The organism is Roseovarius sp. MBR-6 (genome assembly GCF_040547525.1).
Classification (GTDB): Bacteria; Pseudomonadota; Alphaproteobacteria; order Rhodobacterales; family Rhodobacteraceae; genus Roseovarius.
In genome coordinates this window covers 38,585-53,543 of sequence record NZ_JBEPPW010000012.1, presented here as the reverse complement: position 1 = coordinate 53,543, position 14,959 = coordinate 38,585, and the positions used below count along the sequence as shown (strand labels likewise).

General features: G+C 66.8%; 14 protein-coding genes. 3 read left to right on the top strand and 11 right to left on the bottom strand.

Annotated elements, in window-relative coordinates:
- The first annotated feature begins 1 nt into the window (after position 1).
- Both ABIE57_RS14380 and ABIE57_RS14375 read left to right on the top strand, forming a co-directional pair.
- A complete protein-coding gene (locus ABIE57_RS14380) occupies positions 2-2,239 on the top strand; it encodes a xanthine dehydrogenase family protein molybdopterin-binding subunit (RefSeq protein ID WP_354539725.1) in 2,238 nt (745 codons plus the stop codon).
- Positions 2,240-2,281: 42 nt separating this feature from the next.
- A complete protein-coding gene (locus ABIE57_RS14375; RefSeq protein WP_354539724.1) occupies positions 2,282-3,352 on the top strand; it encodes an AbrB family transcriptional regulator in 1,071 nt (356 codons plus the stop codon).
- On the opposite strand, the gene ABIE57_RS14370 is transcribed toward ABIE57_RS14375, so the two are convergent.
- The 11 genes from ABIE57_RS14370 to nrdR form a co-directional block, all read right to left on the bottom strand.
- Positions 3,315-4,148 carry an ATP-binding protein gene (locus ABIE57_RS14370; RefSeq protein ID WP_354539723.1) on the bottom strand — a complete coding sequence of 278 codons (834 nt, stop codon included), beginning with the start codon at positions 4,146-4,148 and terminating at the stop codon, positions 3,315-3,317. The two genes, ABIE57_RS14375 and ABIE57_RS14370, sit on opposite strands and share 38 nt — an antisense overlap.
- 3 nt (positions 4,149-4,151) lie before the next feature.
- Positions 4,152-5,069, bottom strand: coding sequence for a twin-arginine translocase subunit TatC (gene tatC, locus ABIE57_RS14365; RefSeq protein ID WP_354539722.1), 918 nt, complete (start codon positions 5,067-5,069; stop codon positions 4,152-4,154).
- The gene (tatB, locus tag ABIE57_RS14360) at positions 5,066-5,491 is read right to left on the bottom strand and encodes a Sec-independent protein translocase protein TatB (protein WP_354539721.1); all 426 of its coding nucleotides are present in this window, start codon (positions 5,489-5,491) and stop codon (positions 5,066-5,068) included. The genes tatC and tatB overlap by 4 nt, the downstream gene beginning before the upstream one ends.
- Before the next feature lie 7 nt (positions 5,492-5,498).
- Entirely contained in the window at positions 5,499-5,720 is a 222-nt protein-coding gene (locus ABIE57_RS14355) for a twin-arginine translocase TatA/TatE family subunit (protein WP_354539720.1), read from the bottom strand.
- 117 nt (positions 5,721-5,837) lie between these two features.
- Positions 5,838-6,965, bottom strand: coding sequence for a peptide chain release factor 2 (gene prfB, locus ABIE57_RS14350; protein WP_354539719.1), 1,128 nt, complete (start codon positions 6,963-6,965; stop codon positions 5,838-5,840).
- Positions 6,966-7,033: 68 nt separating this feature from the next.
- A complete protein-coding gene (locus tag ABIE57_RS14345) occupies positions 7,034-9,538 on the bottom strand; it encodes a penicillin-binding protein 1A (RefSeq protein ID WP_354539718.1) in 2,505 nt (834 codons plus the stop codon).
- 91 nt (positions 9,539-9,629) lie between these two features.
- Positions 9,630-10,856, bottom strand: coding sequence for an N-acetylmuramoyl-L-alanine amidase (locus ABIE57_RS14340; protein ID WP_354539717.1), 1,227 nt, complete (start codon positions 10,854-10,856; stop codon positions 9,630-9,632).
- A 106-nt stretch (positions 10,857-10,962) separates the two neighbouring features.
- Entirely contained in the window at positions 10,963-11,703 is a 741-nt protein-coding gene (locus ABIE57_RS14335) for a YebC/PmpR family DNA-binding transcriptional regulator (protein ID WP_354539716.1), read from the bottom strand.
- Between the two features lie 81 nt (positions 11,704-11,784).
- Complete coding sequence (locus ABIE57_RS14330; RefSeq protein ID WP_354539715.1) at positions 11,785-12,603, bottom strand: TIGR00282 family metallophosphoesterase; 819 nt, start codon at positions 12,601-12,603, stop codon at positions 11,785-11,787.
- Between the two features lie 45 nt (positions 12,604-12,648).
- Positions 12,649-13,719: a bifunctional diaminohydroxyphosphoribosylaminopyrimidine deaminase/5-amino-6-(5-phosphoribosylamino)uracil reductase RibD gene (gene ribD / locus ABIE57_RS14325; protein WP_354539787.1), complete on the bottom strand. Its 1,071-nt coding sequence runs from the start codon at positions 13,717-13,719 to the stop codon at positions 12,649-12,651.
- A gap of 28 nt (positions 13,720-13,747) precedes the next feature.
- Entirely contained in the window at positions 13,748-14,221 is a 474-nt protein-coding gene (gene nrdR, locus ABIE57_RS14320) for a transcriptional regulator NrdR (RefSeq protein ID WP_354539714.1), read from the bottom strand.
- Positions 14,222-14,555: 334 nt separating this feature from the next.
- Between nrdR and secG the strand changes: the two genes are divergently transcribed.
- Positions 14,556-14,924, top strand: a complete 369-nt coding sequence (gene secG / locus ABIE57_RS14315; RefSeq protein WP_354539713.1) for a preprotein translocase subunit SecG — start codon at positions 14,556-14,558, stop codon at positions 14,922-14,924.
- The last annotated feature ends 35 nt before the right edge of the window (positions 14,925-14,959 follow it).

Below are 14,959 nucleotides of genomic sequence, written 5' to 3'. Positions count from 1 at the left end.
GATGGGGCGCGCGAAAACCATCGCCCGGCGGGCATTTCTCATCGGATCAGCGGCCATCGCGGGCGGCGTGGCCTTTGGCGTCTGGCGGTTCAGGACGCCCTATGCGAACCCGCTCCTGCGCGACCTGCCGGAGGGGGCGGCGGCGCTCACGCCTTATGTGATCATCACCGCCGAAGCGATCACACTGATCACGCCGCGCGCCGACAAGGGGCAAGGGGCCACCTCGGTGCAGGCCGCGCTCATCGCCGAGGAACTGGATGTCGACCTTGACCAGATCATGATAGATCCCGGCCCGCCGGACCGCGCCTATTGGAACACGGCGCTCTCGTCCGAGGCGGTGCCGTTCCGCGCGACCGACGAGGGCTGGCTGGCCGAGGCGGCGCGCGGCGCGATGGCCGCCCCGATGAAGTTTCTGGGGATGCAGATCACCGGCGGATCGACCACCGTGCCGGATGGCTATGAGAAACTGCGCCGCGCAGGCGCGGTGGCGCGCGAGACGCTGAAGGCGGCGGCGGCGCGCCTTCACGGGGTCGAGGTGGCAAGCCTCACGACCGAACGCGGCGCGGTGATCCTGCCGGATGGCACGCGGCTCAGCTACCGGAGCCTGGCCACCGAGGCGGCGCGGACCGAGCCGGTGACCGAGGTCACGCTGCGCGACCCGGCCGATTGGCGGCTGCTGACGAAGCCGATGCAGCGCATTGATATCGTGGCGAAATCCACCGGAACGCAAGGTTATGGCATCGACGTGACGCGGCCCGACATGCTCTATGCCGCTGTGAGGCTGGCCCCGCAGGGCGCGGCGTTGCGGGGCTATGACGCGACCCGCGCCGAGGCGATGCGCGGGGTTGAAAAGATTGTCGCGCTCCCCGCTGGCGTGGCCGTCGTCGCCACGAGCACATGGCACGCGATGCAGGGGGCGCAGGCGATCACGCTCGATCATGGCCCCACCCCGTTTCCGCCCGGCATGGCGGGGCATTGGCAGGCGCTCTCGGACAGCTTTGACAGCGCGCGACAAGACAGCCAATTCCGCGATGCCGGCGATGTGGCGGCCGCGCTGGCCGTATCAACGGATGTCGAGGCCGAATACCGCGCGCCCTATCTGGCCCATGCGCCGCTCGAGCCGCTCAATGCCACGGTGCTCCATACGCCCGGGCGTGTCGATGTCTGGACGGGCACGCAGGTGCCGCGTTTTGTCCAGACCAACGTGGCCGCGATCACCGGCCTTGGGCCCGAGGCGGTGCATGTCCACGCGCAGATGATCGGCGGCAGCTTCGGGCACCGGCTGGAGGATGAGGCGGTGCGCCATGCCGCGCGCATCGCCATGGCCGTGCCGGGGCGTCCGGTGAAGCTGACCTATTCGCGCGAAGAGGACATGGGCCATGACTTTCCCCGTCAGATCGCCATGGCGCGCGGGCGGGGCCGCGTGGCCGGGGGACGGGTCGAGGCGCTCGATCTGGGCATCGCCATGCCCTCGGTCATCGCCTCGCAGATGGGGCGGCAGAACATCCCCGCCCCCGGCCCCGATCTTCAGATCGTGGCGGGGGCCTGGGATCAGCCCTATGCCATACCGCATTACCGGGTGACGGGCTATCGCGCGCCGGAACTGGCCCCGATTTCCTCGTGGCGCTCGGTGGGGGCCTCAACCAACGGATTTTTCCACGAGAGCCTGCTGGACGAGGTGATCCACGCCGCCGGGGCCGACCCGCTGGAAGAGCGCTTGCGGCTCTGCGATCACGCGCCCTCGCGCAAGGTGCTGGAGGCGGTGGCCGAAATGTCGGACTGGGGCGCGCCCATGACGGCGGGGCGCGGGCGCGGCGTGGCGCTCTGCCTGTCGTTCGGGGTGCCCTGCGCGATGGTGGTGGCGGTGAGCGCGACCGGGGAGGGCATCCGCCTCGACCACGTCCATGTGGCCGCCGAGGTCGGGCGCGTGCTCGATCCGGTGAATTTCGACGGGCTGGTGAAGGGCGGCGTGGTCTTTGGTCTGGGGCACGCGATGCATGGCGCAATCACCTATGAGAACGGCGTGACCGAACAGACGAATTTTGACACCTTCCGCGCCATGCGCCTCTATCAGTGCCCCGAGATCACCGTGCGCGGGCTGGAAAACGGCGAGCGGATCCGTGGGGTGGGCGAACCGCCCGTGCCCCCCGCCGCGCCGGCGCTCGCCAATGCGATCTTTGCCGCGACCGGGAAACGGCTGCGCGAAATGCCGTTCGACACGCATATCGGCTTTGTCTGAGCGCCTCTTGCCCCCGCCCGCGCGCGGTGCTTCAAGAGGGTCATGCCGACGCTTGTGACCACCCTCCTGCTTCTGGCGATTGCGGGCCTTTCCGGGGTCGGGGCGCAGGCGGCAGGCTTTCCCCTGCCCTTCCTCATCGGGCCGCTTGTCGTCTCGGCGCTCATTGCCACCGTGCTGCCCGAGCGGCTGCCGGACGGCTATCGCTTTCCCGAGCCTGTGCGGCTCGCGTTCATCGCCATCATCGGGCTGATGATCGGCGCGCAGGTCACGCCCGCCCTGTTTTCCGAAGCCCACAATTATGCGCTGACGCTGGGGGCGGTGACGCTCTTTGTGGGGCTGGCCCATGGCCTCGGCTACGGGGTCTTCCGCTGGTTGGGGGGCTATGACAGGGTGACGGCGTTTTACGCCAGCACCCCCGGCGGCCTCTATGAAAGCATCGAGATGGGCACGGCGGCGGGGGCGGATGTCACGCGGCTGATGATGCAGCAATTCCTGCGCATCATCGCGGTGGTGACGCTTTTGCCCTTTGGCCTTTCGCTCTGGCTGGGTGCGCCGGTGGGAAGTGCTGCGGGCATGAGCCTTGCGCGCGCAGAGGTGCCGTGGTCGGACCTGCCGCTGATCATGCTGGCATGTCTGGGCGGGTTGGCTTTGGGCCGGGTGCTGCGCCTGCCGGCGGGGCAGATGACCGGACCGATGGCGGTGGCGGCGGCGCTGTCACTCTCGGGCTTGCTGGGGTTCGAGATTCCGCAATGGCTGGTCAATCTGGCGCAGGTGATCCTTGGCACCGCTCTGGGGATGCGGTTCACCGGGCTGAACCGGGGGCTGATGCTGCGCGGGGCGGGGCTGGCCGTCGTGTCGGTCGCGGGGATGCTGGCGGTGGGTGTAGCACTTGCCGTTGGACTGCACGCCGTGACGGGAGAGCCGGTCGATGTGCTGGTGATCAGCCTGGCACCGGGGGGTGTCACGGAAATGGCGCTGGTCGCGCTCAGCCTCTCGGCCAACCCGGCCTTTGTCACGCTGCACCACATTTACCGCATCCTGCTCACCGTGCTGGTGATCGGCACGGTGACCAGGCTCAGACGCGGACCCCGTGCCGCCCCGCCAGATCGGTGAAGAACTGCCACGCCACGCGGCCCGAACGCGCGCCGCGCGTGGCCTGCCATTCGATCGCCTCGGCGCGCAAGGCCGCGTCGTCGATCCCGACCCCGTAAGCCGCGCAATAGCCCCGGATCATGGACAGGTATTCGTCCTGATCACAGGGATGAAAGCCGAGCCAGAGCCCGAACCGGTCCGAGAGCGAGACCTTTTCCTCGACCGCCTCGGAGGGGCTGATCGCCGAGGAGCGCTCATTCTCGATCATGTCGCGGGGCATGAGGTGGCGGCGGTTGGAGGTCGCGTAGAACACCACATTATCGGGCCGCCCCTCGATCCCGCCATCGAGCACGGCCTTCAATGATTTGTAATGCTGGTCGTCATGGCTGAACGACAGGTCGTCGCAAAACAGCAGGAAGCGTGCCTGCGCGCCGCGCAACAGGTTCAGCAGGCGGCCCACCGAAGGCAGATCCTCGCGCTGCAACTCCACGATCTTGAGCGGCAGGCCCTCGGCCAGAACGGCGGCGTGCACGGCCTTCACGAGGCTCGATTTTCCCATGCCCCGCGCGCCCCACAGAAGCGCGTTGTTGGCGGGCAGGCCGCGCGCGAACTGGCGGGTATTGGCCAGGAGCGTGTCGCGCGCGCGGTCGATGCCCACGAGAAGGCCCATATCGACGCGGCTGACCTCGCGCACCGGCTCCAGCCGGTCGGGGGAGACGTGCCAGACGAACGCCTCCGCCCCGTCGAAATCGGGCGCTGTCAGCGGCGCGGGGCTCATCCGCTCCAGCGCGGCGGCGATACGGTCAATCGGGTCCATGGCCTAGCTCTTGATCTCGTCAGAAGGGTCGCTTTCGTCCTCGTCATCGAACCACAGCCCCTGCGCGCGCAACTCCTTTTCACGCTTCTTCTCGACACGCGCGACAAGCTGGATCGAGACCTCGTAGAGGCCATAGACCACCACGAAAAGGATCAGCTGGGTGATGACATCGGGCGGCGTCACCAGAGCGGCCAGCACGAGGATGCCCACCACCGCGTATTTGCGCACCGATTTGAGACCAACCGCGCTGACCAGCCCGGCCTTGCCCATGAGCGTAAGGAGAACGGGCAGTTGAAAGCACAGACCGAAGGCCACGATGAATTTCAGCGTTATATCGAGGCTCTCGTTGACCTTGCCGAAAAAGGTGATGCGAATGCCGTCGCTGGCCGCCGGGGCGTCGGGGACCGCTGGCACCGCGTCAGAGTCAACAAGCCCGCCCATCAGGTCGGCGATGATCGAGGGCACATCGGCAAAGCCAAGGAAAAACGCCATCGCCAGCGGTGTCACCACGAAATGCGCAAACGACGCGCCCAACAGGAACATCACCGGCGAGGCGATCATGAAGGGCAGGAACGCGTTCTTTTCCTGCTTATAGAGGCCGGGTGCCACGAACCGCCACATCTGGAAGCCGATCACCGGGAAGGCCAGCGCAAAGCCGAACACCATCGAGATGCGAAACAGCGTGAACAGGTATTCCTGCGGGCTGGTATACTGCATCGTCGGCGACGGGTCGCCCATTTCGCGCAACGTGGCCTCGATCGGGCCAAGCAGGAATTGCAGGATCGGCTCGGCCACGGTGAAGGCCAGAACGATACCGACGACAAAGGCCATGACCGATCGGATCAGCCGCGTGCGCAATTCCGCCAGGTGCTCGATCAGCGGGGCGCTGGACTCGTCTATGTCGTCCTCGGGCACGCTCATGCCTTGTCCCCGGTGCCCTTGTCGGCGCTTGCCGGGGCGGCGGCTGCCTCGGCGGCGCGACGCTCGGCGGCCAGTTCCTCGGCCTTCTCGCGGGTCGCGTCCGCCCGCGCCTGAACCTCGGGATCAAGCGGCGGTCGCGCCGTCTTTTCAAGGTCGCGGGTCACGTCCTCGGTGGTCTTCTTGAGTTCGTTCATCGCCGTCTTCATCGGGTTCGACGCGGCCTTGAACGATTTCTGGATGTCGCCCACGCCGGACTGGTCGGCGGCGTCATTCATCGCGCGGCTGAATTCACGCGCCATGCCCTTGGCCTTGCCGACAAACCGGCCGACGGCCCGGAACATGCCGGGCAGGTCCTTGGGGCCGACGACGATCAGCGCCACGATCCCGATGACCAGAAGCTCGGTCCAGCCAAGGTCGAACATTCAGGGTTCAGACCTTGTCTTTTTCTTGCGCGGGTGTCACGTCGCGCGCCTCTTGGGCGGTTTCGCTGGTATCCTCAAGCTCCTTGTTGCCCTCGGCGATGCCCTTCTTGAACGAGGTGATCCCCTTGCCGACCTCGCCCATGAGGGCCGAGATCTTGCCACGCCCGAAAAGGACCAGCACCACCACGGCGATCAGCAGAATGCCGGGAAGGCCGATATTGTTGAGCATCTCTTCTCTCCCTTGCTCGGGGCCGTGCCGCCCCGGACCCTTGATTGCCTTTATCTAGACATTCGTCGCGCCCGATGAAAGGACCAATCCACCCCGCATGCGCAAATCGCGCGGGCGCTATTCGTCCGACTGGGCCTCGGCGCGGCTCTTGCCGGACACGTTCTGCGCCAGCGTGGCGGCCATGAACGGATCGAGGTCGCCATCGAGCACACCCTTGGTATCGGAGGTCTCGTGCCCGGTGCGCAGGTCCTTGACCATCTGGTAGGGCTGCAACACGTAAGACCGGATCTGGTTGCCCCAACCCGCATCGCCCTTGGCGTCATGGGCCTCGTTGATGGCGGCGTTGCGGCGGTCAAGCTCCATCTGGTAGAGCCGCGATTTCAGCGCCTTCATGGCGATATCGCGGTTCTGGTGCTGCGATTTCTGGCTGGAGGTGGTGACAACCCCGGTGGGAATATGGGTGATCCGCACCGCCGAGTCGGTGGTGTTGACGTGCTGCCCCCCCGCGCCCGAGGACCGGTAGGTGTCGATGCGGATATCCGAGGGGTTGATCTCGATCTCGATATTGTCGTCAACCACCGGGTAGACCCAGACCGAGGAGAACGAAGTGTGCCTTTTGGCTGCCGAATCAAAGGGCGAAATCCGCACGAGACGGTGAACGCCCGATTCGGACTTGAGCCAGCCATAGGCGTTATGACCGGAAATCTTGTAGGCGGCGGACTTGATTCCGGTTTCCTCGCCCGGTGATTCCGATTGCAACTCGACCGTGTAGCCGCGTTTCTCGGCCCATCGGACATACATGCGCGCCAGCATCGACGCCCAGTCACAGCTCTCGGTGCCGCCGGCACCCGCGTTGATCTCGAGGAAGGTGTCGTTGGCATCGGCCTCGCCATCCAGAAGCGCCTCCAGCTCCTTGGCGGCGGCCACCTTGGCAAGCGATTTGAGCGCCGCCTCGGCCTCGGTCACGACCTCGGTGTCCCCCTCCATCTCGCCCAACTCGATCAGGCCGAGATGGTCGTCAAGCTCCTGCTTGATCCGGTCATGCGTGTCCAGCGCATCGACCAGCGCCTGACGCTCGCGCATCAGCGTCTGGGCGCGCTCGGGGTCGTCCCAGAGCGTTGGGTCCTCCACCCGCGCGTTGAATTCCTCGAGCCGGTGGCGCGCGGTCTCCCATCCCAGCCGCTGGCGCAGAAGTTCCAGCGATTTTTCGATCTCGGAAACGAGGGTCTGGGTTTCGGCGCGCATGGTCGGTCTTGTCCTCGGCTGATCAGAGCCGCCTGATACCGCAGCGCCGGGATATGGACAAGGGACCGCTAGTAGAGCCCGCCCGAACTCATCGAGCCGAAACTCGCGCGGCCCCCTACCGTCGCCTTCTGGCCGGTCGAGGTGGTCACCTCGCGCACCTGCTCGCCCTCGCCACGCGCGAAAAGGTCAAGATCGCGGCCCATGGCAAAGCCACCGTCATAGGCCACGCCAAAGAACGGCTCTTCCCCGTCGCGGAAATACTCGGCCACCACGTAATCGCCGGTGGCGTCATCGGGTAGCCGCGCGCCGGTGAACCGGTCGATCTTGATGAAATGCCCGCCCGGCGGGATCTCGAACGGGCCGCCGCCGTATTTCTGCACCGCTTCTTGCATGAATTCCTGAAACACCGGCGCGCAGAGAGAGGAGCCATAGGCCGACCGGCCAAGACCGCGCGGCTGGTCATGGCCGATATAGCAGCCAGCGGCGATATTGCTGGTAAAGCCCACGAACCACACGTCGCGCGCGTCATTGGTGGTGCCGGTCTTGCCCGCAACGGGCACCGGCAAGTTGATGGCACCTTTGGCGGTGCCGCGCTCCACCACGCCGGTCATCATCGAGGTAAGCTGATAGGCGGTGATCGCGTTCATCACCCGCTCGCGGTCCGAGACGATCCGGGGACCACGGTCGCGCGCGATGCCCGGATCGCGGCAATCGACACAGTCGCGCGTGTCCTGCCGGTAGACGGTGCGCCCATGGCGGTCCTGCACCCGGTCGACAAGGCTGGGGCGCACGCGCTCGCCGCCATTGGCGAACATCGCATAGGCCGCCACCATGTTGTAGAGCGTGGTTTCCTCGGACCCCAGCGAATTGGCCAGAAACTGCCCCATGTTCTGATAGACGCCAAAGCGTTCGGCATAGCGCCCGACAAGATCCATCCCCACCTCCTGCGCAAGGCGGATGGTCATGAGGTTGCGCGATTGCTCGATCCCGGTGCGCAGCGGCGTGGGCCCGTAGAACTTGTTCGACGAATTGCGCGGCCGCCACAGGCCCTGCGGCGTGTTGATCTCGATGGGCGCGTCGATGACGATGGTGGCGGGCGAATAGCCGCTGTCGAGGGCGGCGGCATAGACGAAGGGCTTGAAGCTCGATCCCGGCTGGCGCATCGCCTGCGTCGCGCGATTGAACACCGAATGCTGGTAGGAAAACCCGCCCTGCATCGAAATCACGCGGCCCGTGTTGACGTCCATCGCCATGAAGGCGCCCTGCACCTCGGGCACCTGCCGCAGGCTCCAGTTCTCGAAGGCGCCGTCCTTCGTGACCGCGCGCACATGCACCACCTCGCCACGGGCAAAGGTCGCGCGGAAATCGCCCGGCAGCCAGCGGATATCGCTGCGCGGCACCTCCTGCACGCCGTCGATCCCCTCGATGCCGATGCGCATGGCCTGATCGCCGGTTTCCAGAACCACGGCAGGAAACCACAGCCCGTCAAGCTCGATGTCGCGCGGCACGCGCAGGGCCGAGAGCGCCGCCTGCCAGTCGGCCTCGGACCCAAGCACCTCCTCGGGCAGGCTCTCACCGGTGCCACGCCAGCGCCCCTGCCCGCGATCATAGGCCTCGAGCTGACGGCGCAGGGCACGCGCGGCATGGGCCTGCATCTCGGGGTCGATGGTGGCGCGCACCGTCAGCCCGCCGGTAAAGAATTCGCCCTCGCCGTAGATCTCGCTCAACTGCCGGCGGATCTCGTCGGTGAAATAGTCGCGGGGCGGAAGTTCGGCGCTGAACGGCGTGAAATCACCGTTCTGCACCGACCGCAGCGGCATCTCGCGCTCGGCGCGATACCCGGCTTCGGTCAGATAGCCGTTTTCCCACATCTCGCGCAGCACGAAATTGCGCCGGTCAAGCAGGCGCTCGCGCTCGCGCACCGGATGATAATCGCTCGGTGCCTTGGGCATCGCCGCAATCGTCGCCGCCTCATGCGGGGCCAGCGCGCGCAAGGACTTGTTGAAATAGGTCTGCGCGGCAGCGGTCACACCATAGCTGTTCTGCCCGAGAAAAATCTCGTTGAGATAGAGCTCGAGGATCTGCTCCTTGCTCAGCGTCTCCTCGATCCGCGTGGCAAGGATGATCTCCTTGATCTTGCGTTCCATCTGCCGGTCGCCCGACAGCAGAAAATTCTTCATCACCTGCTGCGTGATCGTCGATGCCCCGCGCACGTTCTGCCCGCGCGATTTCACCGCGTCATAGATCGCCGAGGCGATGCCCATGGCATCATAGCCATGATGGGTATAGAAATTCTTGTCCTCGGCGCTGATGAAGGCCTGTTTCACCAGATCGGGAATGTCCTCGGCCGGGGTAAACAGCCGCCGCTCGCGGGCGAACTCGTCGATGATGCGCCCTTCGGCGGAATAGATCCGGCTGATCGTGGGGGGCGTGTAATTGGCAAGGCTCTCATGGCTCGGCAGGTCCTTGCCATAGATATGCAGCACCGCACCGATCGACAGCCCGATGATGACCACGACAAGGGTGATCAGGCTGAACAGGCTGCCCAGAAGGCTAATCACAGGGCGCAGCACGGCACTCTCCTCATCGACGCTGCGCCCGATATAAGGGCCCGTGGCGCAGCCGTCAAAACACAAACGTGATCGCGGCAGGCCGGTTTCCGCCTCATTGCCGCACCAGACCGGCGCGCACGCGATCCTCGCGCGCCCAGGTCTCCAGCGCCGCGCGCAGCGCCGCCACCAGATCGGCACGCCAGGCGGGATCGCTCAGGTGGCGGCGGTCGCGCTCGTTGGACAGAAACCCGGTCTCGATCAGCACCGACGGGATATCCGGCGCCTTGAGCACGGAAAACCCCGCATGCCGCATGGGCCGCGACAAAAGCGGGATGGCCCCGGCGCGGAAGGTCTCTATCAGCGTGCCGGCAAGCTCCTCGGCGCGCGGTTGCGTCTCCTGCCGGGCCAGATCCATCAGCACACCCGCCACCACATCGTCGGTGCCGCTCAGATCAACACCGGCAAGAATATCGGCGCGGTCGTGACGCTCGGCCAGGGCCGCACTTGCCGCGTCAGAGGCGCTGTCGGCTAGCGTATAGACCGACGCCCCCCGCGCGCGCGCATCCGAGAGCGCATCGGCATGGAGCGACAGGAACACGTCCGCCCCCACCCGATGCGCCAACGCCACGCGGCCCTCGAGGCTGACAAATTCATCCCCCTCGCGGGTGAGCCAGACCTCGAAGCCGCCCGCGCGCAAGAGCGCCTCGCGCAATTCGCGCGCCAGCATCAGCATCAGGTGCTTTTCCTGAAGCCCGTCCACCTCGGCACCCGGATCGATGCCGCCATGGCCCGGATCAATCATCACCCGAAGGGGTGCGTCAGGGTCGCGCAGGGGGGCGAGCACCGCCGCAGGTGGCGTTGCCGCCTCCCATCCCGGCCCCTCGGGCACGCCCGCCGTGGCCGAGAAGCGCGCCGCGTCCTCGGCCCCCAGACGCACCCGGAGCATCGCCGCGCCGCTCTGTCCGTCCACCTCGAGCCCGGCCCCCTCGAACACATGCGGCCCCGCCAGATCGATCACCATGCGCGACCAGCCCGGCCTTATCTGCCCCATGCGCAAGCCCCGCACCCGGTCCGTGGCAACGGCCAGTGCCCCCTCGGCCCCCTGCCAGTCCACCTCGCGGAAATCGAGCACCAGCCGTTCGGGGGCCTCCAGCGTCAGCACCCGCCACGGCACCCCCTGCGTGAGCGACAGCCGCAGCTCCACCCCGCGCCCGTGGTCGTCGATCCCGCTTGCGGCAAGATCGAGCCGCGCCAGCGCGCTGAACTCCTGCGCCGCCACCATGGGCGCGCCCCAAAGCCACAGCCCCGCCACCAGCCATTTCAGAAAGGAACTGCCCATATGCCGGTCTCCGGTCTCGTTGCCCCGAGCATAGCCCGGCGCGCGGTCCGAAAACAGACCCGGCGTTTCATCGTTCCGAAAATACTCGAAATCCCGCGCCTGCCGCTCAGAGCAACGCCATGGTCTCGTCGGAGGCCTCGAAATTGGTGGTGACGCGCTGCACGTCGTCATCATCCTCCAGCGCCTCGATGAGCTTCATGAGCTTCTGCATGCCCTCGAGGTCCATCTCCGTCGTCGTGGTGGGTCGCCAGACCAGCTTGGTGGATGCGCTCTCGCCAAGCGTGGATTCAAGCGCCGCCGCGACCTCGCCCAGATCGGTATCGCCGCACCAGATCACATGGCCGTCCTCGCCGCTTTCCACATCCTCGGCCCCCGCCTCGATCGCGGCCATCATCACCGTGTCGGCATCGCCCGCATCGGCGGGATAGGTGATCTCGCCCTTGCGCTCGAACATGAAGCCGACGCTGCCGGTCTCGCCCAGGTTGCCGCCATTCTTGGAGAAGGTCGAGCGCACGTTGGACGCGGTGCGGTTGCGGTTGTCGGTCATCGCCTCGACGATCACCGCCACGCCGTTCGGTCCATAGCCCTCATAGCGGATTTCCTCGTAATCCTCCGCATCGCCGCCCTGCGCCTTCTTGATGGCGCGTTCGATATTGTCCTTGGGCATGGATTGCGCCTTGGCCTCCTTGATCGCAAGGCGCAGGCGCGGGTTCTTGTCGGGGTCCGGGTCGCCCATCTTGGCCGCGACGGTGATCTCCTTGGAGAACTTGGAGAAAAGCTTGGCGCGAACGGCGTCCTGCCGCCCCTTGCGATGCTGGATATTCGCCCATTTTGAATGGCCGGCCATAATGTCCTCTTGTGGGATGCTTGCGATTTCCGGGCCTTTTAGCCGCTTGCTGCGCGCGGGGCAACGGCTCAGGTGGCAGCCTCAGTCACCGGGGCCTGCCTGCACCAGACGCCCGCCCTGCCGCACCATCTCGATGCGCGTGGCGCGGCCCGTCGCATCGTCGGTCTCGACATAGACGCCCGACAGCGTGACCGCCCCCATGGCGGGCGTGAACCGTTCCTTGCCCATGCCGGTCACGAAGCGGCGCATCGGCTCGGTGCGGTCCATGCCGATGACCGAGTTGTAATCGCCGCACATGCCCGCATCCCCCTGAAACGCGGTGCCGCCGGGCAGGATCTGCGCGTCCGCCGTGGGGATATGGGTATGGGTGCCCACAACCAGGCTCGCGCGCCCGTCGCAGAAATGGCCCATGGCCATCTTTTCACTGGTCGCCTCGCAATGCACATCGACCACTGCCGCCTGCACCGCGCCGCCCAGGGGGTGCGTGCGCAGCACCGTGTCGATGGCCGAGAACGGATCGTCATAGGCGCGGCGCATGAACACATTGCCCAGCACCTGCGCCACCAGCACCCGCCGCCCGCGTCCGTCGGTAAAGACACGGTGCCCGCGCCCCGGCGCCACCTTGGCAAAGTTGAGCGGGCGGATGATGCGCGGCTCGCGCTCGGCCTCTTGCAGCATGTCCTTCTGGTCAAAGGCGTGATCGCCCAGCGTCACCACATCGGCCCCGGCCTCGAACAGACCCTTGGCATGGGCCGCCGTCAGGCCCATCCCGCCCGACGCGTTTTCGCCATTGACCACCACGAAATCGAGTTTCCACGCCGCGCGCAGTTTCGGCAGCCGTTCGGCCACCGCCGCGCGCCCCGCGCGCCCCATCACATCACCAAGAAAAAGCAGCTTCATGGCGGTCTTGTTAGGCGGCAGCCGCACCAAGGGCAAGCCCGAAGCTCAGGCGCGCGCCCAGCGGTGCAGAACGTCGCCCCCGATGGCGCGCGCCTCGATCAACGCAAAGCGCGGGGCCTCGTCAAGCCGCGCAAGACCCAACGCGCCGATCCCCGGCAAGCCCTCGGCCCCGATGGCAAGGCCCGCGGTAAAGCCCACCAGCTCATCCACCAGCCCCGCCGCGAGCAGCGAGGCGGCCAGCGCCCCACCGCCTTCGCAGAACACCCGCGTCAGCCCCGCCGCGCCCAGGGCCTGCAAGAGCGAGGCCGGATCGACCTGCCCCGCCACCACGTCGCAGGGCAGGAGCCGCGCGCCAATGCCGCGCCACGCCAGGGCCAGCGCGTCGTCCACCTCGGCCCCGTGACAGAGCCAGAGCGGCACCTCGCGCGCGCTGCGGGCAAGCTGCGACATCAGCGGAATATCAAGTCGGCGCGAGACCACCACGCGCACCGGCTGGCGCGTCACGCCCATGCCGCGCGCGGTCAGCATCGGATCGTCGGCGCGCGCCGTGCCCGCGCCCACCATCACCGCGTCGTGGCGCGCGCGCATGGCATGGACCGCGCGCCGCGCCTGCGGTCCGGTGATCCACTGGCTGTGGCCCGAGGCGGTGGCGATGCGCCCGTCAAAACTTGTCGCCAGTTTCAGCGTGACAAAGGGGCGGCCCACCTCGTTGCGAATGAGAAACCCCGCATGGTCGCGCGCGGCCTCATCGGCCAGAATACCCGTGGTCACGGCGATACCCGCCGCGCGCAGCATGGCAAAGCCACGCCCCGAAACGCGCGGATCGGTATCGTCGAAGGGGGCCACGACCCGCGCCACCCCCGCGGCGATCAGCGCCTCGGCACAGGGCGGCGTTTGTCCGTGATGGGCGCAGGGCTCGAGCGTGACATAGGCTGTGGCCCCGCGCGCCAGCCCCCCGGCCTGCGCCAGCGCCTGCGGCTCGGCATGAGGACGCCCGCCCGGCGCGGTGCTGCCGCGCCCGACGATCCGGTTTCCCTGCACGATCACACAGCCCACGGCCGGGTTGGGCGCGCATTGTCCCATCCCGCGCCGCCCCAGCGACAGGGCAAGCGCCATGAAGCGGCGATCGGCCCCGGTCACGCGCTCAATCTTGGGCGGGCGCGCCCTCTTCGGGGCGCAGCTCGCTCACGAAGCGGTCGAAATCGTCGGCTTCCTGGAAATTCTTGTAGACGCTGGCAAAGCGGACATAGGCCACCGTGTCGATCCGTGCGAGCGTCTCCATCACGATCTCGCCGATCACCTTGGAGGGGATATCGGTGTCGCCCATGCTTTCGAGCCTGCGCACGATGCCGGAAATCATCTGTTCGATGCGCTCGGGGTCGATGGGGCGTTTCTGAAGCGCGATGCGCACGGACCGCTCAAGCTTGTCGCGGTCAAACTCCTCGCGGCGCCCGTTCGATTTCACCACCACCAAATCGCGCAACTGCACGCGCTCATAGGTGGTAAACCGTCCGCCACAGGCGGGGCAGAAGCGCCGCCGCCGGATCGAGACATGCTCTTCTGCCGGTCGGGAATCCTTGACCTGCGTGTCGATATTTCCGCAAAACGGGCAGCGCATGTGCCGTCCCCCTCTTTCATCTCTGCCTCTTGGACCATGGGTCTGACGCCCGGTTCTCCACACGCACTATAGGACGGCCCCAAGGTTTTGGGTAGAGGGGATTTCGCGCCCCCAGATGCAGCGACAAACCGCGTCGAAGCCGGTATGAACCATTGAAAACAAGGCGCGATGGCGCGGCCTGCCGTCCAACCCTTCGGCGGAATGGTGCTTCCGGGTCACCGGGCCTGCACACGTCCGGGCGCGTCTGTCCCCTTCCCCGTCTCTCGCCTTGCGGCCCCGCGCGGAATTGCCTAGATAGCGCGCAACACTCCGGTAAAGCAGAGGCCCTGCCCCCATGGAAAATGTCGTCCTGACCATTCATCTGCTGCTCGCCTTCGGCTTGATCGTCGTGGTGCTGATGCAGCGCTCCGAGGGGGGTGGGCTCGGCATGGGCGGAGGCGGCGGCGGCGCGATCACGGGCCGTGCAGCCGCCACGGCGCTTGGCAAGATCACATGGATCCTTGCCGCGGCCTTCATCGTGACCTCGATCACACTCACCATCATCGCAGCGCAGAACGCGGCAGGCATATCGGTGCTCGACCGGCTTGGCGACACCACGGCACCCGCGCCCGCCGCGCCGGTGGCACCGGGACTGCCGGATGTGGATTCGCTTCTGCCGCCGCCTGCGGGCGATACCGCACCACTTGCGCCGCGCGCAGACTGACCACAACTTTTTGCGGGCACTCTTGTGCCCGCACC